The organism is Halalkalibacter akibai JCM 9157 (assembly GCF_000513135.1).
Taxonomy (GTDB): Bacteria; Bacillota; Bacilli; order Bacillales; family Bacillaceae_D; genus Halalkalibacter; species Halalkalibacter akibai.
Genome location: NZ_BAUV01000017.1, coordinates 1 through 26,083 on the forward strand (window position 1 = coordinate 1; position 26,083 = coordinate 26,083).

Genomic DNA, 26,083 nt, shown 5'->3' on the forward strand with positions numbered 1-26,083 from the left:
GCTAGAGCAAGTTTGATAGTAAACAGAGAGAACTGGATAGTAAATAGTATAAACTGGATAGTAATAATTTTTTTCTAACATTATCTAACAATAGCGTATACCTCTAAAAAGCTCACTCCGATAAATCTTCTTGTACAATAACAAATACTTCAAATGTTTATAATTCCGTTGATTAGGTTATATACAATTAGACAACAAAATATCATTCTTAAACTTTAAAGGAGGAGAATTCGCAAATGGATCTAGTTAAAAAACTCCAACAAGTGAAGGATATGTATGATGAAAAAGGGATTTTAACAATTTACCTAAGTACAGATCAAACGAGTAATGATCAACAAAAAGGTGAATGGAAAATACGACTGAAAAATGGCTTAAAAAAATTAGATGAATATAATAATTTAAGTAGTATTGAAAATTGTAAAACATTCAAGAATGTTCAAAGGAAAGCTCTAGATGCCATTAAAAGTATTCAATTAGAATTACCAAGAGGTATTGTATTAGTGGCTTTTCCTAATGGGGATATCTATCTTAAAAAACTTCAGTTGCAGGTTGAAAATGAATTTCATTGGGAAAAGAAACCTATAACAAAGCAATTAGAAAAAATAAAGTCAAACTATCCAAAAGAAGGTATTTTATTTCTTCAAAAAGAAAATGTATACATGATAGAAACTAGTTTGGCTGAAGTAACCCAAGAATATAGTTTTGAATTAGAGGTTGAGAGTAATGACTGGAAACAGTATGAAGGACTAGCTGCTAGAGAAAGAAAAGCTTCAGGGGCTAGTCATCGTGACAAATTTGAACAAAGATTAGATGCTAATAAATTAAGGTGGTACAAGCAATTATCAGACGAAATAAACGGCAAAATTAAACAAAACAGTATAGAGAATTTATACCTAGTAGGTGAGAAAGAAATAGTGAGTGAATTTCAAAAGATGCTAAACATTAAAAAAGTGACTGTTATTCAAAAAAATTATGCTAACTTAACATCTAAACAAATGATTGATCAAATAGTTGCATCTTAATAAGCCTGAGGTTGTCTTTGTATTTTGCAATGACAACCTCTTGTTTTTACATATTTCTTTATTCTTGGTTTATCAAGTATATAGGCATGGTTATACTAATTGAATGCGTACATATTGCACTTTTAACATAGAACGAATATAATGAAAATATAGTCAAAGAAAGTCAAAGTCAAAGTCAAACCAGTGAGGGGAGGGCAAGGTTTGAGAAATATATCGGACATCATTGAAGAGTATTTAAAAGCTACAATTAAGAATAGTGGAGATGATCCACTAGAAATTAAAAGAAGTGAAATAGCAAAAAAGTTTCAATGTGTACCTTCACAAATTAATTATGTTATTCAAACGCGGTTTACCCTTGAAAAGGGTTATCAGGTTGAAAGTAAAAGGGGTGGTGGTGGCTATATAAGAATCATGCGAGTTAGTCCACGTGATCAATTAGATTTACTCGATCAAATGATTAGAATTATAGCTAACCACATAGATCAGAATACAGCTGAAAATATAATTATTCGACTTTTTGAGGAAGAGGCAATAACTAAAAGAGAAGCGAATATAATGTTAAGTGTAATGGATCGTACTTTATATAACACTAATGTAAGTCATCGTGATGAAGTCCGAGCTAATATATTAAAGGCGATGTTACAAACATTAAAATACAAAGAATTATCTTAGATGGGAGGAGTTTTGTTGCTTTGTCAGGAATGTAATAAAAGACAGGCTAGTTTGCATTTTGCCAAGATCATAAATGGAGAAAAAACTGAATTTCATATTTGTGAACAATGTGCGAAGGAAAAAGGAGAATATTTTCCAGGGACAAATAGTTTCTCTATTCATCAACTTTTATCGGGGTTATTAAATTTTGAACAGCCTATTAAAGCCGGAAAAGAACAGAATTCAGCTCAAAAAGTAGAGTGTAATAAATGCGGAATGACTTATGAACAATTTACGCAAGCTGGTAGGTTTGGATGTGCGCACTGTTACAAAAGTTTTGAAAGTAAATTAGAACCTATCTTAAAAAGAGTGCATAGTGGAAACCATACACACGCTGGAAAGCTACCTGAGCGAATTGGTGGTGGCATACAAATTCAAAGACAAATTGAATCATTAAAGCAACAGTTAAAAAAGCTAATTGATCAAGAAGAATTTGAAAAAGCTGCAGAATTACGTGATGAAATTCGCGCTCTAGAAAAACAAAAGATAGAACAAGAGGAGGGCTAATTGTATGTCACTTCAGAAATTTATTTCGGAAGCATTAAGCCCTTGGATGAAAAAAGATGGTCCAGATTCGGATATTGTCCTGAGTTCTCGAATAAGATTAGCTAGAAACCTAAAAGAGTATAAGTTTCCTCTTTTATCTTCTATGGAAGAGTCCTACGCAACGTGTAAGCATATTGGCGAAGCTTTAACACAAGAAGAATTTGATTCAATCGGCTCTTTAGAGTGGTTACGGATTGATGATATGAAGACCAATGAAAAGAGAGTTCTCGTCGAAAAGCATTTAATTAGCCCTCATTTAGCTGATCAATCTAAGCACGGTGCTGTTCTTCTTGATAAAGATGAGGCTGTCAGCATTATGATTAATGAAGAGGACCATATCCGAATTCAATGTCTATTACCAGGGTTTCAACTTGGGCTCGGACTTGAGAAGGCAAATGAAATTGATGATTGGATTGAACAAAAGTTAACGTATGCTTTTGATGAGAAAAGAGGTTATTTAACAAGTTGTCCAACAAATGTTGGGACAGGTTTAAGAGCTTCAGTGATGATGCATTTGCCAGCACTTGCTATGACTCAGCAATTAAATCGTATTTTACCTGCAATTAATCAATTAGGATTGGTTGTTAGAGGAATTTACGGGGAAGGTAGCGAAGCTTTAGGTAACCTATTTCAAATCTCTAACCAATTAACTTTAGGAAAATCTGAAGAGGATATCGTTGAGGATTTACGTGGGGTCGTTCTACAGTTGATCCAACAAGAGCGTTCAGCAAGAGAGAATTTACTTGATCAATCAAGATTACAATTAGAAGATCGGGTTCACCGGGCTTTTGGGATACTTGCTCATAGTCGGTTGATCGAATCGAAAGAAGCAACTCAACGCTTATCTAATGTCAGACTTGGAATTGATTTAGGTCTAATTAAGGGTCTATCTGGAAATATCTTAAATGAATTAATGATATTAACTCAACCAGGATTCCTACAGCAATATGCAGGTGAAGTGTTGTCACCTGAATTGCGTGACGAGAGAAGAGCAACGCTTATTAGGGAAAGATTAAAGCTAGAGGAAGAAACCAACGAATAATCTGGAGGTGGACGTTTATGATGTTTGGACGTTTTACAGAGAGAGCACAGAAAGTATTGGCATTAGCACAGGAAGAAGCAGTAAGACTAGGTCATAATAATATTGGTACTGAACATATCTTACTCGGTTTAATTAGAGAAGGAGAAGGAATTGCCGCTAAAGCCTTACAAGCGCTTGGTCTTGGTTCAGAAAAGATTCAAAAAGAGGTAGAAACTCTGATTGGTAAAGGACAAGAAGGTTCAAAAACCATTCACTATACACCACGAGCTAAAAAGGTAATTGAGCTATCAATGGATGAGGCTCGCAAATTGGGTCATTCCTATGTCGGTACTGAACATATCCTTCTTGGATTAATTCGTGAAGGAGAAGGCGTTGCAGCGCGTGTACTTAACAATCTAGGTGTAAGTTTAAATAAAGCTCGTCAGCAAGTACTACAACTTCTAGGAAGCAATGAAGTGGGAAGCTCTTCTAATCAGTCTACTGGATCAAGTAATGCTAACACTCCGACTCTTGATAGCTTAGCAAGAGATTTAACAGCTGTTGCTAGAGAAGAAACACTTGATCCCGTTATTGGACGTAGTAAAGAAATTGAGAGAGTTATTCAAGTTCTTAGTCGTCGTACAAAAAACAATCCTGTTCTAATTGGAGAGCCTGGTGTTGGTAAAACAGCTATAGCTGAAGGATTGGCTCAAGCAATTATTGCAAATGAAGTGCCAGAAACACTTCGAAACAAGCGTGTAATGACGCTTGATATGGGGACTGTAGTAGCTGGAACCAAGTATCGTGGTGAATTTGAAGATCGGTTGAAGAAAGTCATGGATGAAATTCGCCAGGCTGGTAATGTCATTTTGTTCATCGATGAACTTCATACGTTAATCGGAGCTGGTGGTGCAGAAGGAGCGATCGATGCTTCAAATATTTTAAAGCCGTCACTTGCCCGTGGAGAATTACAATGTATTGGTGCTACAACACTTGATGAGTATCGTAAATACATTGAAAAGGATGCGGCTCTTGAGCGTCGTTTCCAACCAATTCAAGTAAATGAACCAACACTTGATGAATCAGTTTTAATTTTAAGAGGGCTACGTGATCGTTATGAGGCTCATCATCGTGTAACTATTACTGATGATGCGATTGAAGCAGCGGTTAAACTTTCAGATCGTTATATTTCTGATCGTTTCTTACCAGATAAAGCAATTGACTTAATTGATGAGGCTGGTTCAAAGGTTCGTCTTAAGTCGTATACAGCGCCACCAAATTTAAAAGAGCTTGAACAACGTCTAGATGAAACAAGAAAAGAAAAAGACGCAGCTGTTCAAAGCCAAGAGTTTGAAAAAGCAGCTTCTTTACGTGACACAGAGCAACGTCTTCGTGAAGAATTAGAAGAAATGAAAAATGAGTGGAAAAAGAAGCAAGGTCAAGAAGATACAGAAGTCACAGCGGAAGACATTGCTCAAGTTGTAGCAAGTTGGACGGGTGTACCAGTATCGAAACTTGCAGAAGAAGAAACGGATCGTTTATTAAAAATGGAGTCTATTCTCCATGAAAGAGTTGTTGGTCAGGAAGAAGCGGTAATCTCTATTTCTAAAGCAATACGCCGGGCACGTGCTGGTCTAAAAGATCCAAAACGTCCAATTGGTTCATTTATTTTCCTAGGTCCAACAGGTGTTGGTAAAACGGAACTAGCTAGAGCTGTAGCTGAAACATTATTTGGAGACGAGGATTCCGTGATCAGAATAGATATGTCGGAATATATGGAAAAGCATACGACAAGCCGACTAGTTGGTTCGCCTCCAGGGTATGTTGGGCATGATGATGGTGGTCAGTTAACTGAAAAAGTACGTCGTAAACCTTATTCAGTTATCTTACTTGATGAGATAGAGAAAGCTCATCCTGAGGTTTTTAATATTCTCCTTCAAGTTCTAGAGGATGGTCGCCTAACAGATTCAAAAGGTAGAACGGTAGATTTCCGTAACACAGCGATCATTATGACTTCAAATGTCGGAGCAAGTACATTAAAAAGCAATAAGTTCCTAGGTTTTAACACAGAGGGTGAAAATCAGGAATACAAAGATATGAAGGGCAAAGTAATGGACGAATTAAAACGTAGCTTCCGTCCGGAATTCTTGAATCGTATTGATGAATTGATTGTTTTCCATTCATTAGAGAAGAAGCATATTCGTGAAATCATTACTCTAATGTCAGACCAACTGAAAAAACGTTTATTGGAGCAGGGAATTGAGTTTGAATTAACAGAAGCTGCAAAAGATAAAATTACAGACTTAGGCTTTGATCCGGAATACGGGGCACGTCCACTTCGCCGAGCATTACAAAAACAAGTGGAAGATCGCCTGTCAGAAGAGTTGCTAAAAGGAACAATTGTCAAAGGTCAAAAAGCCATTATTGACGTAAAAGATGGCGAACTCTATGTAGAAACAGTTGGAGAAAAAGAAAACCTCCAAGTGTAAGATCATTTATAAAAAGGTCGAACTTTACCTTTTATAACAGATGCATTGAGCGAAGCCGCAACAAAAGCTCTTAAGCTTACTATGAATGAACTTCTCATAGTAAGCGCGTTGCGAGAGAAGCTGATGCAAGGATTATTGCTATCATGAAGCAGTTCAACCCTTACCTTTTATAAAATAACAATATAAGTAAGTTAGATGAGTAGAAAAGCCGAGGGATAGTCATATTCTCTCGGCTTTTCACCATATAGTGTAGAAAGGGAACTTTTTTCTTCACTCTGGTACAATAGATACAAAAGAGTTGAAGGAAGTGAGCCGACAATGGCAAAAAAGAAAACAAAGTTTGTCTGTCAAGAATGCGGCTATGAGTCAGCAAAATGGATGGGGAAATGTCCAGGTTGTCAAAGTTGGAATACGATGGTAGAAGAATTTGAATCTTCGGCTAAGCAATCTAGTCGTAGTTATGTTACCTCATCAGCTACTGGCGGATCAAAGCCTCAATCGATTATTTCCATACAGAGTGAAACAGAGGCAAGGATAAGTACAACGATGCTTGAATTAGATCGTGTACTTGGAGGAGGCATTGTCCCAGGTTCGTTAGTGTTAGTTGGTGGTGATCCTGGTATTGGGAAATCAACGCTTTTGCTTCAACTTTCCTCTAAATTAGCAGAAACGAAGCAAAAGGTGTTATATATTTCTGGAGAAGAATCAGTAAAACAGACGAAGTTACGCTCAGACCGGCTCGGTGTATCTTCAGCAGATCTTTATGTATTAGCAGAAACGGATATTTCATTTATTGAACGTGCGATTGATGAAGTTCAGCCAACTTTAGTTGTGATTGATTCTATTCAAACGGTTTATCAGGAGGAAATTACTTCAGCACCAGGAAGTGTGGCTCAGGTTAGAGAGTGCACAGCAGCTTTCATGAGAATCGCTAAAACAAAAGGAATTGCGATTTTTATTGTAGGTCATGTAACAAAACAAGGCTCAATTGCTGGTCCTAAATTACTCGAACACATGGTTGACTCGGTTCTTTATTTTGAAGGAGAGCGGCATCATACGTATCGAATTTTACGAGCTGTTAAAAATAGATTTGGATCAACAAACGAGATGGGAATTTTTGAAATGAAGGAATTAGGACTAGAAGAAGTTTTGAATCCATCTGAAATTTTCCTAGAAGAACGTTCCACAGGAGCAGCAGGTTCAATTGTTGTTGCATCAATGGAAGGAACAAGACCCGTTCTTGTAGAAATACAAGCATTAATCTCTCCTACAAGTTTTGGAAATCCACGAAGGATGGCAACTGGGGTTGACCATAATCGTGTTTCGTTATTAATGGCCGTATTAGAAAAAAGAGTAGGACTACTACTACAAAATCAAGATGCTTATCTAAATGTAGCGGGGGGAATTCGTTTAGATGAGCCAGCAATAGATTTAGCGATTGCGTTGTGTATTGCTTCTAGTTTCAGAAATCAAATTACGAATCCGACTGACGTTGCAATTGGTGAAGTAGGACTAACAGGAGAAATCAGACGTGTTTCAAGAATTGAGCAAAGAGTAAACGAGGCTGCTAAACTTGGATTTAAACGAGTCATTATCCCTGAGAAAAATTTAGGTGGTTGGACTTATCCAAAAGGAATTCAAGTGATCGGTGTTCCATCATTAGAGAGAGCGCTAGAGGTCGGATTAGGAGGGTAAAAATGGGCGAAGGAAAAAAGCGGTATGCTTTTATCCAAAATGTGTTGAAACTAGTTGCACCGGGGACTGATTTACGTGCTGGAATTGATAACGTTTTGCGTGCTAAAACAGGGGGGTTAATTGTTATTGGGTATGATAATGCGATGATCCCCATCGTTGACGGTGGTTTTTTATCAACTGTGATTTTTCTCCAGCCTATCTTTATGAACTTGCAAAAATGGATGGAGCTATAATTTTGAGTGAGGATGGAAAAAGAATTTTGTACGCCAATACACAACTTGTTCCTAATAACGGGATCTCTTCTAATGAAACAGGTATACGTCACCGTACAGCAGAACGAGTAGCAAAACAAACAGGAAATTTAGTTGTTTCCATTTCGCAAAGAAGAAATGTGATAACTCTTTATCAAGGAGACCATCGTTATTCGTTAAAAGATATTGGGGTGATTTTAACGAAGGCGAACCAAGCTATTCAGACACTGGAAAAATACAAAGTTGTTCTGGATCAGGGGATTACCAATCTAGGAGCACTAGAATTTGAGCAACTAGTTACGTTTCATGAAGTGACGCAGGTTATTCACCGTGTCCAAATGGTGCTGAGAATTAAAAGAGAGATCTTAAATTATATTAATGAACTTGGCAACGAAGGTCGGTTGATTACGATGCAGTTAAATGAACTTGTTGCTAATACGGAAAAAGAAGCTCTACTTTTGCTAAAAGATTACGTGAAAAATCCCAACCAAAATGTGAACGAAATCTTGAAGGAATTAACGAAAACTCAAACAGAGGAACTTTTAGATGAGCAAGAGATTGTAAAAGTACTCGGTTATAGCAAGAATATTAATATTCAAGAGCAAGCGGTCTCTCCAAGAGGATATCGAATTCTTCACAGAATACCTAGATTACCATCTTCTATTATCAGTAACCTTATTGAGAAATACGGGAATTTAACCAATATCTTGTTTGCTAGTACAGATGAATTAGATGAAGTAGAAGGAATTGGAGAACCAAGAGCCAAGATGATAAAAGATGGCCTAAATCGAATACAAGAACAATTGTTCGTAGACAGGCATATATAAAAGGAAACGATTGACGATAGCTTAAACTAACGGTATAATTAGAAGTTTTCAGAATTGACAAAATATTTATCGTTTGTTACGTTTAATGAAGTACGGAATAATCTTGAGATTTTATGTGAAATACAGTTTGCTAGGTTTCAATTTCGAAATCTTGTCTATAATAATAAAAGGAGGTGAATATGGATGTTAAAGCGTATAGTCCAGCTTTTTTTCGTTCTAGTTGGGGGAACTTTAGGATTTCTTTTTATCCCAGAACTAATCCATATTATAAATTTAGGCGAAGTTCCGAGTTGGGTTACAAGTTCTTATGCTGGTGCAGTATTTGGTGCTATTATTTTATTTATCGCAACATTTTGGCTTGCAGATTATATTGTGAACGTAATGAAACTTCTGGAAGAAGCAATTGTTCGTGCTCCAGTAACAGACGTTCTATTTGGAACAATGGGTTTAATTATAGGTTTGATTGTAGCTTATTTAATTGGGATTCCGTTAAATGCGATTAATATTCCTATAGTCAGTACGGTGCTACCCATATTTGTAACAATATTCGTTGGTTATTTTGGTTTTCAAATTGGCTTCAAGAAACGTGATGAACTTATTAATTTATTTACATTAACTAGAAGCCTAGGTAAGAAAAAAGAAGATGAAGATCATGCTGTAGAAATGGGAAAACAACTGAAAATCCTCGATACAAGCGTTATTATTGACGGGCGTATTGCAGATATTTGTAAAACGGGTTTCTTAGAAGGGACGCTCGTCATTCCAGAATTTGTTTTAGAGGAACTCCAACATATTGCTGATTCTTCAGACGTTTTGAAACGAAATAGAGGGCGTCGAGGGTTAGATATTCTTAATAAAATTCAAAAAGAACTACCTACAAATGTTGAAATTTACGAAGGTGATTTTGAAGACATTTCAGAAGTAGATAGTAAATTAGTAAAGCTTGCGAAAATTTCCCACGGAATAGTTGTAACGAATGATTTTAACTTAAATAAAGTGTGCGAGTTACAAGGTGTATCTGTATTAAATATAAATGACCTCGCAAACGCAGTGAAGCCAGTTGTTTTACCTGGAGAAGAATTGAAAGTTCAAGTGATTAAAGATGGTAAGGAACAGCATCAAGGAGTAGCGTATCTAGATGATGGAACGATGATTGTCGTTGAAGGTGGTCGTGACTTTATTGGAAAACATATTGATGTTGTGGTTACAAGTGTACTGCAAACAAGTGCCGGTAGAATGATTTTTGCTAAACCTAAAGTACTTGAAAAGGCATTATAATGATTCTAAAAAGCGCTGAATCCATTTGGATGTGCGCTTTTTTTCTGAAGAAAACGTCTGTTTAAATTCATAGTACAGGCATATACAAAACAAACATATGTTACAAGTTGGGAGATCATGCTAAAATAATAAAGATATTTTTGAGTAGCTTTCATTGTTATTTCATTTGACGTTCAAAACGTATGATCTTGGTTACATATTGGGAGAGGCTAAAATGGAGTATAGCGTTGTAATACCAGCAGCAGGTCAAGGAAAGCGCATGCGAGCAGGGAAGAATAAGCAGTTTTTAGAATTGAAAGGTGAACCTTTAATTGTTCATACTTTACGGCTGTTTGATTTGGATCCTCTATGCCGGCAAATTGTACTGGTTGCTAATCAAGATGAAATAGCGATCATGCAAGATATAAGGAAAGACTATCAAATTAAAAAAGTCTGCGCTGTAATTGAGGGTGGGAAAGAACGACAAGATAGTGTAAGAAATGGACTGAACTTTTTCCGTGAAGAACAAATTGTACTCGTTCATGACGGCGCACGACCTTTTGTTACATATGATGTGATTAATAAGCTTGTTAGAAAAGCTGAAGAAATGGGAGCGGCTATTTGTGCGGTGCCAGTTAAGGATACGATCAAGCGAGTAATAGATGGTGTTGTGATTGAAACGCAAAAAAGAGAAGAATTATGGTCGGTGCAAACACCACAAGCTTTTAAGTGGTCGCTCATTATAGAAGCTCATGAACAGGCAAATAAGGAAAATATGATCGGGACAGATGATGCCAGTCTAGTTGAGTGGATTGGGAAAGAGGTAGCGATTGTAGAAGGAGACTACCAAAACATTAAGCTGACTACACCAGAAGATTTACTTTTTGCAGAAGCTATTTTAACGGAGAAGGAGAAAAAATAAAATGAGAATTGGACAAGGTTTTGATGTGCATCAGCTTGTTGAAGGAAGACCCCTTATTTTAGGAGGTATAACCATTCCTTATGAAAAAGGGTTACTGGGCCACTCCGATGCGGATGTCTTGTTACACACTATAGCAGATGCTGCACTAGGAGCTATTGGTGAAGGGGACATTGGGAAGCATTTCCCGGACACAGATAATGCTTTTAAAGACGCTGATTCGGCTGAATTATTGATCCATGTTTGGAAACTGGTAAAAGAAAAAGGCTATAAACTAGGTAACATTGATTGCACGATTATTGCGCAGATGCCAAAGATGGCTCCACACATAGAGACGATGAGGGCACGAATTGCAGAATTGCTTGAGGCAGATACAAGCCAGGTGAATGTGAAGGCAACGACAACGGAGAAGCTTGGTTTCACAGGTAGAGGAGAAGGGATTGCATCACAGGCTGTTATTTTATTGGTGGAAGCTTAATATGTTTATCTTCTTATTGAACTTGACCAAGAAAGTCTAAGTGCTAAAATAGAGTAAGTCAAAAAAGCATACATGCTAGAAACGGAAGGTGTAAGGATTATGGGAAGTGATGTTCGTGTTAGATTCGCGCCTAGCCCAACAGGACATTTACATATCGGAGGTGCTCGTTCAGCCCTTTTTAATTATTTGTTTGCTAAGAGCCAAGGTGGGAAATTTATTTTAAGGATTGAAGATACAGACCAAGCTCGTAACGTTGATCAAGCTAAAGAGAAACTACTTGATAGTTTAAAGTGGCTTGGGATGGAATGGGATGAGAGTATTGATGTTGGTGGTGAGTATGGCCCTTATAGCTGTATGGAGCGTGTAGGCTCTATAAAGAGTTTCTAGAACAACTACTAGAATCAGGGAAGGCTTACTATTGTTATATGACGGAGGAAGAGCTAGAGGCAGAACGAGAGGCTCAGAAGGCACGCGGAGAATTGCCGAAGTATAGTGGCCGTGATCGTGATCTGACAGAGGAACAAAGAAATGAGTATGAAGCAAAAGGACTCAAGCCAGTAGTTCGTTTCCGTGTACCAGAAGGAAAAGACATAAAAATTGACGATTCCGTTCGTGGGGAAGTAACATTTGAATCAGATGGTATTGGTGATTTTGTTATTGCTAGAAAAGATGGAATACCAATGTATAACTTTGCAGTTGTTGTGGACGACCATCTTATGAAAATTTCTCATGTAATCCGTGGTGAAGAGCACTTATCAAATACACCAAGGCAAGTATTGCTTTATGAAGCTTTTGGTTGGGACGTTCCACATTTTGCTCATGCTTCGCTAATTTTAAATCCAGATCGTCAAAAGATGAGTAAACGCGATGAGTCTATTATCCAATTTGTTGAACAATATAAAGAGCTTGGCTATATGCCTGAAGCTATCGTTAATTTCCTTGCTCTTTTAGGCTGGTCTCCAGTTGGGGAAGAAGAAATCTTCTCGATGCAAGAATTAGGAGAACAATTCACTTTGGAACGTGTTTCAAAGGCCCCTGCTGTGTTTGATACAGATAAATTAGCTTGGATGAATAATCAGTATGTGAAAGAAGCTGAACTAGACAAAGTAGTTGAGCTAGCATTGCCTCATTTAGTGAAGGCTGGTAAGGTACCAGAAGAAATGTCTGCTGAACAAAGAGAGTGGGCTCGCAAATTAATTGGCTTATATCAAGAACAATTACAATTTGGAGCAGAAATCGTTGAGTTAACAGAACTTTTCTTTAAAGAGGAAATTGAGTATAATGAGGAAGCGCAAGTGGTTTTAAATGAAGAGCAAGTTCCTGAAGTATTAGCTCAATTCAAAAAAGAAATTGAGTTGGTAGAAGATTTTACGGCAGCAAATATTAAATCTGCTATTAAAGCTACGCAAAAAGCAACAGGACATAAAGGTAAGAAATTATTTATGCCTATCCGTGTAGCACTTACAGGACAAACTCACGGTCGTGACCTAGATAATTCGATAGAATTACTTGGTAAGGCGGTTGTGACGGCGAGGTTAAATAGGTTAACTTAAAAGTTAAATTTAAAGTATTCCGCGATTTCATCTTATAAAGTAGTCAAAATAAACATATACTGAAAATTAACATACAAACAACGTGTAGATAGGGAAAAGTAAAAGAAAGAAGTCCTTTCAGAGAGAACCATCATGGCTGAGAATGGTTTAGGTTACTTTCTTTGAACATGCACCCTTGAGCCTTTTCTTGAAAGTAGTAGGGAAGAGCGGTTAGCTTCGTTATAGGCTAATAAAGATTAGTAGGAAGTTTATCTCCTACTAGTAACAGAGTGGAACCGCGCCGTGGCGCCTCTGTGCTTCGATAGCACAGGGGCGTTTTTTTATGGTTCGAATTAAAGGGGGAAGAGGAGAAGATGGGGAAAAAGTTTCGAACGTTATTAAATGATGTTGATGTGGTCTTTGAACAAGACCCTGCTGCTAGAAGTCGTTTAGAAGTCATCTTTACCTATTCCGGTGTTCATGCGATATGGGCACATAGGTTGGCGCACTGGTTTTGGAAAAAGAAAATGTACTTTTTAGCTAGATCCATTTCGCAAATTAGTCGTTTTTTTACAGGGATAGAAATTCACCCTGGGGCTGTAATTGGTCAAAGGTTATTTATAGATCATGGCATGGGAGTTGTCATTGGTGAGACATGTGAAATAGGAGATAATGTCACGATTTATCAAGGTGTTACATTAGGTGGAACGGGGAAAGAAAAGGGCAAGCGTCATCCAACCGTTGAGGACGGGGTCTTAATTGCTTCAGGAGCTAAGATATTAGGCTCGTTTACAATAGGGAAAAATGCTCGAATAGGTGCAGGGTCAGTTGTGTTAAAAGAAGTTCCGCCTGATTCTACAGTTGTGGGAATACCAGGTAAGATCGTGATCCAAAATGGAGTAAAGGTTGAGCATGGTTTAAACCATCATATCCTACCTGATCCAATTGCTGATAAATTAAAGGAATTAGAAGAGGAAATCAAAGCGTTGAAAGCAGAAAGACAACAATTGGAAATTGAAAAAGAACAGTTAGCAAAATCGTACTCAAGAAAGTAACTGAGTGCATACAGTGTTAGGAAAGATTGTAAAGGGGTCGTGACAAATGTCTATTAAGGTTTATAACAGTCTAACAAAGAAGAAAGAAGACTTTATTCCGATTGAAGAAGGAAAAGTGAGTATGTATGTGTGTGGACCAACCGTTTACAACTACATTCACATAGGAAATGCAAGACCGCCTATTGTCTATGATATGGTGCGTCGATATTTAGAGTATAGAGGATATGATGTAACATTTATTTCTAACTTTACGGATGTAGATGATAAAATTATTAGAGCGGCAAATGAATTGGGAGAAGATGTATTTGAGGTAGCGAATCGCTTTATTGAGGCTTATCATCATGATACATGTGCCTTAGGCGTGAGAGAAGCTGATGTTCACCCAAGAGTAACAGAGACGATTCCTGAAATTATTTCCTTTATTGAAGCCCTTGTAAAAAAGGAATATGCCTATGAATCAAAAGGCGATGTTTATTTTAGAACAAGGAAGTTTGAAGGTTATGGTAAACTTTCTTCGCAGTCTATTGAAGACTTAAGATCAGGGGCTAGGATTGAAGTGGATGAGCGTAAAGAAGATCCTATAGACTTTGTTTTATGGAAAGCGGCTAAAGAGGGAGAAATCTCTTGGAATAGCCCTTGGGGGGAAGGTCGACCGGGTTGGCATATTGAATGTTCAGCCATGGTAAAAAAATATTTAGGTGACACGATAGATATTCATGCTGGTGGGCAAGATTTAACTTTCCCTCATCATGAAAATGAAATTGCTCAATCTGAAGCTTTAACAGGCAAAACAATGGCAAATTATTGGCTTCATAATGGATTTATTAATATTGATAATGAAAAAATGTCGAAATCACTCGGAAATTTTGTTTTGGCAAATGAGATCATTCGACAACATTCGGCAGAAGTCGTTCGTTTCTTCATGCTCACTGCTCATTATCGTAGTCCTATCAACTTTAGTGATGAGTTATTAGAAGGAGCTAAAAGTGGTCTTGAGCGACTAAAAACAGCTGTTTCTAGTTTAGAATATAGACTGGGAGAATCTGCTGACTTTGGTGAATTGGGTGATTGGAACGAAAGAATAAAAGCTTTACAAGAACGCTTCATTGAAGAGATGGATGATGACTTTAATAGTGCAAATGGAATTGCTGTTCTTTTTGATTTAGCAAAAGAAGCCAACCGTTACTTACGTGAAGAACGAACTTCAAAAGAAGTGTTACAAGCATTTTTAAGTTTATTTAATGAGTTTGCGGATGTACTAGGAATCACATTACATCAACAAAAAGACTTACTAGATGAAGAAATTGAACAATTAATAGAAGATCGAAATCAAGCTAGAAAAGAAAAGAACTTTGCTTTAGCTGATCAAATTCGAGATAATCTCAAAGAACAAGGGATTATCTTAGAAGACACAGCCCAAGGTGTTCGCTGGAAGCGAGGCTAAGAATGAAGATTATTGATGCCTCGATTGACTTAAAACAATTAAATGCTCTAGCGCTAGCTTATATGGGAGACTCGGTGTTAGATATGTATGTTCGTTATTATTTAATTGCACAAGGAAATGTAAGGCCACATCGACTCCATGTAGAAGCCACTAAATATGTATCGGCAAAGTCTCAAGCGTTTATAATGGGTAAAATGCTTGAGGAGGATTTTTTTACAACAGAAGAGATCAATGTATTTAAAAGAGGAAGAAATGCCAAATCAGGATCTATTCCTAAAAATACAGATCTTAATACGTACCGTTATTCAACCGGATTTGAAGCCGTACTTGGCTATCATTATTTTCAAGGCGAGCAAAATCGCCTTGATGAAATAATGAAAAAGGCAGTTTCAATAGTAGAGGAAGGGAGGAAGTAACATGAGTAAAGAAGAATTCATCGTTGGAAAGAATCCAATTATTGAAGCTCTAAAGTCGGGTCATTCGATTAATAAAATTTGGATTTCAGAAGCGTCACAAAAAGGACAAATGACTAAGATTACACAGCTTGCAAAGGAAAATGGGGTTTTAGTACAACATGTACCTAAGAAGAAACTTGAACAGTTAGCAGATACAGATAATCATCAGGGGGTTGTTGCTTCGATTGCTGCGTATGAATATGCCGAAATTGATGACCTTTTTCAAGCTGCCGAGAAAAAAGGAGAAGAGCCATTTTTTCTTTTATTAGATGAGGTGGAAGATCCTCATAATCTAGGTTCAATCTTAAGAACAGCGGATGCGGTTGGTGCTCATGGTGTAATTATACCGAAAAGAAGAGCAGTTGGTTTAACTCAAACTGTTGCTAAATCATCAACAGGTGCTATTGAATATGTACCAGTCGTACGCGTCACTAATCTGGCAAGAACGATGGATGATTTAAAGAAAAGGGGCATTTGGTTTGCGGGAACAGATGCTAAAGGGACGGATGATTACCGTCAGGCTTCATTTGATATGCCTATTGCCCTTGTTATCGGGAGTGAAGGGAAAGGAATTAGCCGGTTAGTAAAAGAGAAGTGTGATTTTCTTGTACGCATTCCGATGGTAGGGCATGTAACATCATTGAATGCATCTGTGGCAGCAAGCCTACTTATGTATGAGGTTTACCGGAGAAGAAATGAAGTAGGCAGTGAATAGCGATGAAAGATATTTTGCTCGTGGACGGCTATAATATGATTGGTGCCTGGCCTGAGCTCAGACAACTAAAGGACAAGGATTTAGGATTAGCACGTGACCGTTTAGTTGAAATAATGGCAGAATATCAAGCTTATACGGGATATAAAGTAAAAGTAATCTTTGATGCTCATATGGTAGCAGGAATAGGGAAAAGTTATCACAATCATCGTGTGGATGTTATCTATACAAGAAAGAATGAAACAGCCGATGAACGAATTGAAAAACTAGTTCATGAATTAAAGAGAATTGACACAACGATTCACGTCGCAACCTCAGATTTTACAGAGCAGTCATTGACATTTGGAAGTGGTGCGTTAAGAAAGTCTGCTAGGGAACTTTTGATTGAAACAGAAACGACTGAAAAGGGAATCGACACAGAGGTACAAAAAACGCAAAAAAAGAGAAATTCGACAAAAATCCCGCTTACTGACGAAATTGCTGAAATTTTTGAAAAATGGCGTCGAGAGCGTTGATGCGTGGTTGACCAGCTGGAAAAGTGTGCTATATAATGGCGATAAGAACCAGACAACAGCTAAGGTCGGAGGGATTGTCGTGAGCATGGACCTTCAAGAAATGAAACTAAAACCGATTTATGACAAAGTGGAAGATGATGAATTAGTCATTTTTGTACGAAATGGTGACAGTGGAGCGTTGGAATATCTAATCAACAAATACAAGAATTTTGTCCGTGCAAAAGCAAGGTCGTATTTTTTGATTGGAGCTGATCATGAAGACATAGTTCAAGAAGGAATGATCGGACTTTATAAAGCTGTTCGTGATTTTAATGGGGACAAGCTCTCATCCTTCAAAGCTTTTGCTGAACTATGTATTACAAGACAGATCATTACAGCCATTAAGACGGCAACAAGACAAAAGCATATTCCGTTGAACTCCTATGTGTCATTGGACAAGCCTTTATACGACGAGGAATCAGACCGCACATTGCTTGACGTAATTTGTGGAACACGTGTAACGGATCCTGAGGAATTGTTAATTAATCAAGAAGAATTCGCTGACATTGAGTTGAAAATGGGTGAATTACTAAGTGATTTGGAACGTCAAGTGCTGATGTTGTATCTTGATGGTAGGTCGTACCAAGAAATATCTGTTGATTTAAAACGTCATGTCAAGTCAATTGATAACGCATTGCAGCGAGTTAAAAGAAAACTAGAGCGTTATGTTGAGCTTAAAGGTGTATCGTTATCATAAGAGAGGGTAACTCTGAGTTCGTCCCTACTGTAGCTTATCAAGTAGAGTAAGGGAGGAAAATCTGAGTTAGCCTCTATTTTTCATACTGTGACAGATTGTTCGAATAATTGACACGAATTTATGTATATGGTAGATTTAGATAGTATGTACTTGTTTGCGGAGGTGCGATGTGAGAATTAACGTTGTGCTAGCGTGTGGAGTTTGTCAATCAAGAAATTATTCAACAGAAAAAAACAAGGAAACTACTAGTGAACGGATTGAAATGAAGAAGTTTTGTAAAAGTTGTCAAGAGCGAACGCTTCATCGTGAAACGAAGTAGATTGCTTTAAGGTTATTCTTTATTTTTCTAACTATAGTGTTACCTGAATAGATTAGGGCAGTTTTGTCTATATTGATTGATGCTGGGGGTGTCTGTCGTGGCTGGCGGTGTAAAAAATATCGGGAAGTTTTTTCGAGATGTCGTGCAAGAAATGAAACGTGTTTCATGGCCTAATCGTAAAGAGTTAACACGCTATACGTGGGTTGTTATTGGTACGGTTGCTTTTATTTCTTTATTTTTCTTTTTAGTTGATACTGGAATTTCGGCACTTCTTCGTTTCCTAAACTAGTAATTATTCATTTTATTTTTTAAGTGCAAGCGTTATAACGAAGGAGGGAAGGACAAACTCGTCCAAGTAAATAATGGAAAAGAATTGGTATGTGCTTCATACGTATTCGGGTTACGAAAACAAAGTAAAGGCTAATTTAGAAAAACGCTTGAATCAATGGACATGACAGATAAAATCTTTCGTGTACTTGTGCCTGTAGAAGAAGAAACAGAAGTGAAGAACGGAAAAACGAAATCTGTGACTAAGAAGGTATTTCCTGGGTATGTCATTGTTGAGATGATTATGACAGATGACTCTTGGTATGTTGTTCGTAACACGCCAGGTGTAACAGGTTTCGTCGGTTCTGCTGGTGCTGGTTCTAAGCCGACAGCATTACTACCGGAAGAGGCAGAGGCAATCTTGAAACAAATGGGTGTTGAGCAACCGAAAGCTGAAATTGATTTTGAAATCAAAGAATCAGTTAAAGTTAAAGAAGGTCCATTTGCAAACTTTGTTGGTTCTATTGAAGAAATTCAAATGGACAAGCAAAAGGTTAAGGTTCATGTGAATATGTTTGGTCGTGAAACGCCAGTAGAGCTTGATTTTAATCAAGTGGAAAAGATTTAATTCGAAAAAAACTTGCTATCTTTTGTTGAAAGTGATAGAATCTTCATGGTTGACAATGGTTTCGTTAAAAGGAACCCATCGGGTGCATGACTGCATCCGTTTTTTGAGTGGGAGGGTGCAAATATAAACACCCGGATACCACATCACGGACTTTAAGGGAGGTGTGTCACGTGGCTAAAAAGGTTATTAAAATGGTTAAATTACAAATTCCTGCTGGAAAAGCTAATCCAGCGCCACCAGTTGGTCCTGCATTAGGTCAAGCAGGTGTAAATATTATGGGATTCTGTAAGGAATTTAACGCTCGTACTTCAGACCAAGCTGGTCTTATTATTCCAGTTGAAATCACTGTATTTGAAGATCGTTCGTTTACATTCATCACTAAAACTCCACCTGCAGCTGTTCTTCTTAAGAAAGTTGCTGGGATTGAGTCTGGTTCTGGAGAGCCTAACGTTAAAAAGGTTGCTACAGTAAAACGTGATAAAGTACGCGAGATTGCTGAGACGAAAATGCCAGATCTAAACGCAGCTAGTGTAGAATCAGCTATGCGTATGGTTGAAGGTACTGCTCGCAGCATGGGTATTGTGATTGAAGACTAATTGGTAAGTTTCTGGAGGTTGCGATGAGGATAGACCCTCTTTACCTAGTGATAGGTTCGCAACCTTTAATAGTGGGAGGTATTACCGCTAAAACCACATTCGAGGAGGAAATATAGCATGGCTAAGAAAAGTAAAAAGTATGTAGATGCTCTTAAACTTGTTGATCGTGATACTGCGTACCAAGTAGAAGAGGCGATTGAATTAGTTAAAAAAACAGCAACTGCTAAGTTTGATGAAACGGTAGAAGTAGCTGTTCGTCTTGGGGTAGATCCTAAGAAAGCAGACCAACAAATTCGTGGTGCTGTTGTACTTCCAAACGGAACAGGTAAAACACAACGTGTGCTTGTATTTGCTAAAGGTGAAAAAGCTAAAGAAGCTGAAGCAGCTGGAGCAGATTTCGTAGGTGATGAGGATATGATCAATAAAATCAACCAAGGTTGGTTTGAATTTGATGTAATCGTAGCAACACCTGATATGATGGCGCAAGTTGGTAAACTTGGTCGTGTGCTTGGACCTAAAGGTTTAATGCCAAATCCTAAAACTGGTACGGTAACATTTGATGTAACTAAAGCTGTTAATGAAATCAAAGCAGGTAAAGTAGAATACCGCGTTGATAAAGCTGGTAACATCCACGTGCCTATCGGTAAAGTTTCTTTTGAAACTGAAAAGCTTTCTGAGAACTTCAAAACAATTATTGAAACTCTAGTAAAAGCAAAGCCTGCTGCTGCTAAAGGAACTTACATGAAGAATGTAGCAATTGCATCTACAATGGGTCCTGGAGTACGCGTTAACGCATCTGCATTAGCTAGATAATTAATAATTGACATATATGTTTTGTGTGTGTATACTCTTAAGAGTGTCTTACACAAGACGCTTTAAAATTGAATGTCATACCGTAGACAGTAGGTGTGGTTATCCACTTAATTTCCTGCCGAGGTAAGCGATAGATACAGTGATCTGTGTTTGTATGCCCTCATGTCTACATGGGGGCTTTTTATATGCTTCTTTTGACGGTATGGTACGAAAACCATAGGAGGTGTAAGAATGAGCGTATTAGAACAAAAAAAGCAAGTTGTTTCTGACATTGCTGCGAAACTACGTGATAGTAAATCAACAGTAGTTGTTGATTACCGTGGATTAAACGTTTCTGAAGTAACTGAACTTCGTAAACAGCTTCGTGAAGCTGGCGTTGAGTTTAAAGTATACAAAAATACTCTTGCTCGCCGTGCGACTGCAGAAGCAGAACTTACTGCTCTTGATGAGCAATTAGTAGGTCCAACTGCGATTGCTTTCAGTGCTGATGATGTTATTGCTCCTGCAAAGGTAATTAACGAATTCGCTAAAAAGCATGATGCTCTTGAGATCAAAGCTGGTGTTATTGAAGGTCAAGTAGCTACTGTTGCTGAAGTAAAAGCTCTTGCTGAACTTCCATCACGCGAAGGTCTTCTTTCAATGCTTGCAAATGTACTTCAAGCTCCAGTTCGTGGACTTGCATTGGTTACAAAAGCTGTTGCAGAACAAAAAGAAGAACAAGGCGCATAATAATCAAGTTTATAAAACTAGATTCAAAGCAGCCTAATAGTAATAGAACGTATTTAGTTTGCTAATTACGTAAAAACAAATAAAACCAATAATAGGAGGATTTTAAAATGACTAAAGAACAAATCATTGAAGCAGTTAAAGAAATGACTGTTTTAGAACTTAATGACCTTGTAAAAGCTATCGAAGAAGAATTTGGTGTAACTGCTGCTGCTCCTGTAGCTGTAGCTGCTGCTGGTGGAGACGCTGGTGCTGCTGAACAAACTGAGTTTGATGTAATCCTTGCATCTGCTGGTGGTTCTAAAATCAACGTAATCAAAGTTGTTCGTGAAATCACAGGTCTTGGTCTTAAAGAAGCAAAAGCTCTTGTTGATGGCGCTCCAGCTCCAATCAAAGAAGGTGCTTCTAAAGAAGAAGCTGAAGAAGCTAAAGCTAAGTTAGAAGAAGCAGGCGCTTCTGTAGAAGTTAAGTAATAGTTTTTAAGAAAAGGATTCGCTTTTGCGAGTCCTTTTTTAATTGATCCTGATTTAGTCTATAATAGAAGTGAAAGTGTATGCGTTAGAAGGGAGTGCAGTTATGTCTGACCATTATTATACGGAAAATCCGAATGTGGACAGTCAAGAAAGAGACTGGTCATTTGTCTTAAGGGGAAATAAGTTATCGTTTTATTCTGATCGAGGTGTTTTTTCAAAAAAAGAAGTAGACTTTGGGAGTAAGTTGTTAACTGATGTTTTTTCCTTCCCTGAAGTAAGAGGAGATATCCTTGATGTGGGCTGCGGATACGGACCGATAGGGTTATCAATAGCTAAAACGGATTTAGATCGCACGGTACATATGATAGATGTAAATGAGCGTGCATTATCGTTATCTCAAAAGAATGCAGATAGAAATCAAATTACGAATGTTCAAATCTATAAAAGTGATCGCTTAGAAAATGTTGATACTAAAGGTTTTGCTGCTATTGTTACGAATCCACCTATTCGTGCAGGAAAACAGATTGTCCATTCTATCTTTGAACAAGCTCAACAGCATTTAACTAGTGGTGGAGAGCTTTGGGTTGTCATTCAAAAAAAACAAGGTGCACCTTCTGCTGTTGAAAAACTAGAAACTCTATTTCAAGAGGTGGAAGTTTTAGAGAAGAAAAAAGGCTATTATATTATTAGAGCAAAAAAGATTTGACCTAGCTTGTCTTTTGTGATATTGTTATTTAATGCGTATAACTACCTATTTTTAGATCGTAAAACTTAAAAAAGTCAAGTGGCAATTTTTGAATAAGGTTAAAGAGTAGTGGTTATACTGGAATAATCGAATGAAGCTTGTGAAAATAGATTCATTATCTATTTTCTTGTTAAAAGAAAGAAATCGAGCTTTCTTTTAATGTACGTACATATTTTTTGTGCGAGTTCTGCTTAATCTATAAAAATGTGTAATCTAGTTGATTTTTGTTAATTAGATGAAACGTTTTTAGATACTATAACGCGAGATTTGAGGGGTGAATCAGTTGACAGGTCAACTAGTTCAGTATGGACGCCACCGCCAGCGGAGAAGCTATGCAAGGATTAACGAAGTATTAGAGTTGCCAAATTTAATTGAGATTCAAACGGCATCCTATCAGTGGTTTCTTGATGAGGGCCTACGAGAGATGTTCCAGGATATTTCTCCAATTCAAGATTTTACAGGAAACTTAGTTCTAGAATTTATTGATTATAGTCTCGGAGAACCAAAGTATCCAGTTGATGAATCAAAAGAACGTGATGTTACATATGCAGCACCATTACGTGTAAAGGTTCGCTTAATCAATAAAGAAACTGGTGAAGTAAAAGAACAAGAAGTGTTTATGGGAGATTTCCCTTTAATGACAGAAACGGGGACATTCGTCATTAACGGTGCCGAACGTGTTATTGTTTCTCAGCTTGTTCGATCTCCAAGTGTTTACTACAGTCAAAAAACGGATAAAAACGGTAAAAAAGGCTTTACGGCTACAGTGATTCCAAACCGTGGTGCATGGTTGGAGCTTGAGACAGATGCCAAAGATATCGTTTATGTTCGTATCGACCGCACAAGAAAAATACCAGTGACGGTTCTTTTGCGTGCGTTAGGTTTCGGATCTGATCAAGAGATCATTGATTTATTAGGCGAAGATGAATATCTTCGTAATTCGTTAGAAAAAGACAACACTGACGGAACGGAAAAAGCGTTACTAGAAATTTACGAACGCTTGCGTCCGGGTGAACCGCCTACTGTTGAAAACGCAAAAAGCTTATTAGATTCACGTTTCTTTGATCCTAAACGCTATGATTTAGCCAATGTTGGTCGTTATAAGATTAATAAAAAGCTTCATATTAAGAATCGTTTATTCAACCAACGTCTAGCTGAGACTTTAATTGATCCTGAAACAGGGGAAGTTATTGCCGAAGAAGGAACACTACTAGATCGTCGTACACTTGATAAAATTCTACCTTATATTGAAAATAACGTAGGGTTCCGTCATGTAAACGCATCAGGTGGCGTTGTTGGTGATGAGGATATTGAACTACAATCTATTAAAATTTACGCTCCGAATGATCAAGACGGTGAAAGAACAATCCGTGTAATTGGAAATGCAATGGTAGATCGTTCAGTTAAGCACATTACTCCAGGAGATATCATTGCTTCCATTAACTACTTCTTCAATTTATTACATGGTGTTGGCGACACGGACGATATTGATCATTTAGGTAATCGTCGTCTCCGTTCAGTTGGAGAGTTATTGCAAAATCAATTCCGTATCGGATTATCCCGTATGGAACGTGTTGTTCGTGAGAGAATGTCAATTCAAGATCCGAATATGATTACGCCACAAGCGTTAATCAACATTCGACCTGTTATTGCTTCTATTAAAGAGTTCTTTGGTAGTTCTCAGCTTTCACAGTTCATGGATCAAACGAACCCATTAGCTGAGTTAACACATAAGCGTCGTTTATCTGCTTTAGGGCCAGGTGGTTTAACACGTGAACGTGCAGGGTTTGAAGTGCGTGACGTTCACTATTCTCACTACGGTCGTATGTGTCCAATTGAAACACCAGAGGGACCGAACATCGGTTTAATTAACTCATTATCTTCATATGCAAAAGTAAATGAGTTTGGATTTATGGAAACTCCATATCGTCGTGTTGATCCTGAAACAGGAAAAGTGACGACACAAATTGATTACTTAACAGCTGATGAAGAGGATAACTATGTAGTCGCTCAAGCGAATGCTCGTTTGTCTGAAGATGGTTCGTTTATCGATGATAATATTATCGCTCGTTTCCGCGGAGAAAACACGGTTGTTCCTCGCGAACGTTTAGATTATATGGATGTATCACCAAAGCAAGTAGTTTCAGCAGCGACATCGTGTATTCCTTTCTTAGAGAATGATGACTCTAACCGTGCCCTAATGGGAGCGAACATGCAACGTCAAGCTGTACCTTTACTTGTTCCTGAAGCACCTATTGTAGGAACTGGGATGGAGCATGTATCGGCAAGAGATTCTGGTGCTGCGATTGTTTCTAAGTCAAAAGGAATTGTTGAACGTGTAACAGCTAAAGAAATCTGGGTCCGTCGCTTAGAAGAAGTGGACGGTAAAGAAGTTAAAGGTGACCTAGATAAGTATAAATTACAAAAATATATTCGTTCGAACCAAGGAACTAGCTATAACCAACGCCCTATTGTTGCTGAAGGGAATGTTGTAGAAAAGCGTGAGATTTTAGCTGACGGTCCTTCAATGGAGCTAGGTGAAATGGCGCTTGGCCGTAACGTAATGGTTGGCTTTATGACTTGGGATGGATATAACTATGAGGATGCGATCATTTTAAGTGAGCGCCTTGTAAAAGATGATGTATACACTTCAGTCCATATTGAAGAGTATGAATCTGAAGCTCGTGATACAAAGCTTGGACCTGAAGAAATCACACGTGATATCCCGAACGTTGGGGAAGATGCTCTTAAAAATCTTGATGAGCGTGGTATTATTCGTACAGGTGCTGAAGTAAAAGATGGAGATATTCTAGTTGGTAAAGTAACGCCTAAAGGTGTTACAGAATTAACAGCTGAAGAACGTCTTTTACATGCAATATTCGGTGAAAAAGCTCGTGAAGTACGTGACACTTCTCTTCGCGCTCCGCATGGTGGAGATGGAATTGTCCTAGATGTTAAAATCTTCAATCGTGAAGATGGCGATGAGTTACCACCTGGTGTAAATCAGTTGGTTCGCGTCTACATCGTTCAAAAGCGTAAAATTCATGAAGGCGATAAAATGGCTGGTCGTCATGGTAACAAAGGGGTTATCTCTCGTATTCTTCCTGAGGAAGATATGCCTTACTTACCAGATGGTACGCCGATTGACATCATGTTAAACCCACTTGGGGTTCCTTCTCGTATGAACATTGGTCAGGTGCTAGAGTTACATTTAGGTATGGCGGCTCGCAGACTTGGCATTCACGTTGCATCTCCTGTTTTTGATGGTGCGAATGAGGAAGATGTTTGGGGTACGATTGAAGAAGCTGGAATGGCACGTGATGGAAAAACCATTCTTTATGATGGACGTTCTGGTGAGCCATTTGATAACCGTGTTTCCGTAGGTATTATGTATATGATTAAACTTGCGCACATGGTTGATGATAAGCTACATGCTCGTTCTACTGGACCTTATTCTCTTGTTACGCAACAACCACTTGGTGGTAAAGCTCAATTTGGAGGTCAGCGTTTCGGTGAGATGGAGGTTTGGGCATTAGAAGCATATGGTGCTGCTTATACACTTCAAGAAATCTTAACAGTAAAATCAGATGATGTTGTTGGTCGTGTTAAAACGTACGAAGCGATTGTTAAGGGTGAAAATGTCCCTGAGCCTGGTGTTCCAGAATCGTTTAAAGTTTTAATCAAAGAGCTTCAATCTCTAGGGATGGATGTTAAGATGTTATCAAGTAATGAAGAAGAAATTGAAATGAGAGAGCTTGATGATGAAGATGATCAGACAAGTGAAAAGCTTAACCTGAACTTTGAATCAAGTGAATCCAACGTATAAAAAGCTTTTGGGAGCTAGTGTTCTA

At 37.9% G+C, this 26,083-nt stretch carries 23 protein-coding genes, 3 pseudogenes and 2 other annotated features; all 26 genes and pseudogenes read left to right on the top strand.

Annotation, left to right across the window (positions count from 1 at the left end; all coding sequences use genetic code 11):
• Positions 1-236: 236 nt before the first annotated feature.
• The 26 genes and pseudogenes from JCM9157_RS10865 (at position 237) to rpoB (ending at position 26,058) form a co-directional block, all read left to right on the top strand.
• Entirely contained in the window at positions 237-1,022 is a 786-nt protein-coding gene (locus JCM9157_RS10865) for a VLRF1 family aeRF1-type release factor (RefSeq protein ID WP_035664684.1), read from the top strand.
• Positions 1,023-1,223: 201 nt separating this feature from the next.
• Complete coding sequence (locus JCM9157_RS10870; protein WP_035664686.1) at positions 1,224-1,694, top strand: CtsR family transcriptional regulator; 471 nt, start codon at positions 1,224-1,226, stop codon at positions 1,692-1,694.
• 15 nt (positions 1,695-1,709) lie between these two features.
• Positions 1,710-2,240 (top strand): protein-arginine kinase activator protein McsA, encoded by a 531-nt coding sequence (gene mcsA, locus JCM9157_RS10875; protein WP_035664688.1) that lies wholly within the window; start codon positions 1,710-1,712, stop codon positions 2,238-2,240.
• Positions 2,241-2,244: 4 nt separating this feature from the next.
• Positions 2,245-3,321 carry a protein-arginine kinase McsB gene (gene mcsB / locus JCM9157_RS10880; protein ID WP_035664690.1) on the top strand — a complete coding sequence of 359 codons (1,077 nt, stop codon included), beginning with the start codon at positions 2,245-2,247 and terminating at the stop codon, positions 3,319-3,321.
• 17 nt (positions 3,322-3,338) lie between these two features.
• Complete coding sequence (clpC, locus tag JCM9157_RS10885) at positions 3,339-5,789, top strand: ATP-dependent protease ATP-binding subunit ClpC (protein ID WP_035664691.1); 2,451 nt, start codon at positions 3,339-3,341, stop codon at positions 5,787-5,789.
• Between the two features lie 318 nt (positions 5,790-6,107).
• Positions 6,108-7,484: a DNA repair protein RadA gene (radA, locus tag JCM9157_RS10890; RefSeq protein WP_035664692.1), complete on the top strand. Its 1,377-nt coding sequence runs from the start codon at positions 6,108-6,110 to the stop codon at positions 7,482-7,484.
• 2 nt (positions 7,485-7,486) lie between these two features.
• Positions 7,487-8,562 (top strand): annotated as a pseudogene (gene disA / locus JCM9157_RS10895) (DNA integrity scanning diadenylate cyclase DisA).
• 183 nt (positions 8,563-8,745) lie between these two features.
• Positions 8,746-9,840 (top strand): PIN/TRAM domain-containing protein, encoded by a 1,095-nt coding sequence (locus tag JCM9157_RS10900; protein WP_035664694.1) that lies wholly within the window; start codon positions 8,746-8,748, stop codon positions 9,838-9,840.
• Between the two features lie 214 nt (positions 9,841-10,054).
• Positions 10,055-10,741, top strand: coding sequence for a 2-C-methyl-D-erythritol 4-phosphate cytidylyltransferase (gene ispD, locus JCM9157_RS10905; RefSeq protein ID WP_035664696.1), 687 nt, complete (start codon positions 10,055-10,057; stop codon positions 10,739-10,741).
• A gap of 1 nt (position 10,742) precedes the next feature.
• Entirely contained in the window at positions 10,743-11,216 is a 474-nt protein-coding gene (gene ispF / locus JCM9157_RS10910) for a 2-C-methyl-D-erythritol 2,4-cyclodiphosphate synthase (RefSeq protein WP_035664698.1), read from the top strand.
• A 99-nt stretch (positions 11,217-11,315) separates the two neighbouring features.
• Positions 11,316-12,769 (top strand): annotated as a pseudogene (gene gltX / locus JCM9157_RS10915) (glutamate--tRNA ligase).
• Positions 12,770-12,845: 76 nt separating this feature from the next.
• Positions 12,846-13,065: a binding site (T-box leader), on the top strand.
• Positions 13,066-13,122: 57 nt separating this feature from the next.
• Positions 13,123-13,803: a serine O-acetyltransferase gene (gene cysE, locus JCM9157_RS10920; RefSeq protein ID WP_035664699.1), complete on the top strand. Its 681-nt coding sequence runs from the start codon at positions 13,123-13,125 to the stop codon at positions 13,801-13,803.
• A gap of 46 nt (positions 13,804-13,849) precedes the next feature.
• Positions 13,850-15,247 (top strand): cysteine--tRNA ligase, encoded by a 1,398-nt coding sequence (gene cysS, locus JCM9157_RS10925; RefSeq protein WP_035664700.1) that lies wholly within the window; start codon positions 13,850-13,852, stop codon positions 15,245-15,247.
• Between the two features lie 2 nt (positions 15,248-15,249).
• Positions 15,250-15,663 (top strand): Mini-ribonuclease 3, encoded by a 414-nt coding sequence (locus JCM9157_RS10930; RefSeq protein ID WP_035664701.1) that lies wholly within the window; start codon positions 15,250-15,252, stop codon positions 15,661-15,663.
• A gap of 1 nt (position 15,664) precedes the next feature.
• Positions 15,665-16,417 (top strand): 23S rRNA (guanosine(2251)-2'-O)-methyltransferase RlmB, encoded by a 753-nt coding sequence (rlmB, locus tag JCM9157_RS10935; RefSeq protein WP_035664702.1) that lies wholly within the window; start codon positions 15,665-15,667, stop codon positions 16,415-16,417.
• A 2-nt stretch (positions 16,418-16,419) separates the two neighbouring features.
• Entirely contained in the window at positions 16,420-16,929 is a 510-nt protein-coding gene (locus JCM9157_RS10940; RefSeq protein ID WP_035664704.1) for an NYN domain-containing protein, read from the top strand.
• A 79-nt stretch (positions 16,930-17,008) separates the two neighbouring features.
• A complete protein-coding gene (gene sigH, locus JCM9157_RS10945; protein WP_035664706.1) occupies positions 17,009-17,665 on the top strand; it encodes an RNA polymerase sporulation sigma factor SigH in 657 nt (218 codons plus the stop codon).
• Between the two features lie 169 nt (positions 17,666-17,834).
• A complete protein-coding gene (gene rpmG / locus JCM9157_RS10950; protein WP_035664708.1) occupies positions 17,835-17,984 on the top strand; it encodes a 50S ribosomal protein L33 in 150 nt (49 codons plus the stop codon).
• Between the two features lie 97 nt (positions 17,985-18,081).
• The gene (gene secE / locus JCM9157_RS10955) at positions 18,082-18,273 is read left to right on the top strand and encodes a preprotein translocase subunit SecE (RefSeq protein WP_173401254.1); all 192 of its coding nucleotides are present in this window, start codon (positions 18,082-18,084) and stop codon (positions 18,271-18,273) included.
• A gap of 73 nt (positions 18,274-18,346) precedes the next feature.
• Positions 18,347-18,879 (top strand): annotated as a pseudogene (gene nusG, locus JCM9157_RS10960) (transcription termination/antitermination protein NusG).
• 170 nt (positions 18,880-19,049) lie between these two features.
• Entirely contained in the window at positions 19,050-19,475 is a 426-nt protein-coding gene (gene rplK, locus JCM9157_RS10965; protein ID WP_035664711.1) for a 50S ribosomal protein L11, read from the top strand.
• A 117-nt stretch (positions 19,476-19,592) separates the two neighbouring features.
• Positions 19,593-20,288 (top strand): 50S ribosomal protein L1, encoded by a 696-nt coding sequence (rplA, locus tag JCM9157_RS10970; protein WP_035664713.1) that lies wholly within the window; start codon positions 19,593-19,595, stop codon positions 20,286-20,288.
• A 62-nt stretch (positions 20,289-20,350) separates the two neighbouring features.
• Positions 20,351-20,481, top strand: a sequence feature (ribosomal protein L10 leader region).
• 38 nt (positions 20,482-20,519) lie between these two features.
• Complete coding sequence (gene rplJ, locus JCM9157_RS10975; RefSeq protein WP_035664716.1) at positions 20,520-21,017, top strand: 50S ribosomal protein L10; 498 nt, start codon at positions 20,520-20,522, stop codon at positions 21,015-21,017.
• Between the two features lie 107 nt (positions 21,018-21,124).
• Positions 21,125-21,487: a 50S ribosomal protein L7/L12 gene (rplL, locus tag JCM9157_RS10980; RefSeq protein ID WP_035664717.1), complete on the top strand. Its 363-nt coding sequence runs from the start codon at positions 21,125-21,127 to the stop codon at positions 21,485-21,487.
• Positions 21,488-21,590: 103 nt separating this feature from the next.
• Positions 21,591-22,193 (top strand): class I SAM-dependent methyltransferase, encoded by a 603-nt coding sequence (locus JCM9157_RS10985; RefSeq protein WP_035664718.1) that lies wholly within the window; start codon positions 21,591-21,593, stop codon positions 22,191-22,193.
• A gap of 322 nt (positions 22,194-22,515) precedes the next feature.
• Positions 22,516-26,058 (top strand): DNA-directed RNA polymerase subunit beta, encoded by a 3,543-nt coding sequence (rpoB, locus tag JCM9157_RS10990; RefSeq protein WP_035664720.1) that lies wholly within the window; start codon positions 22,516-22,518, stop codon positions 26,056-26,058.
• Positions 26,059-26,083 lie beyond the last annotated feature (25 nt).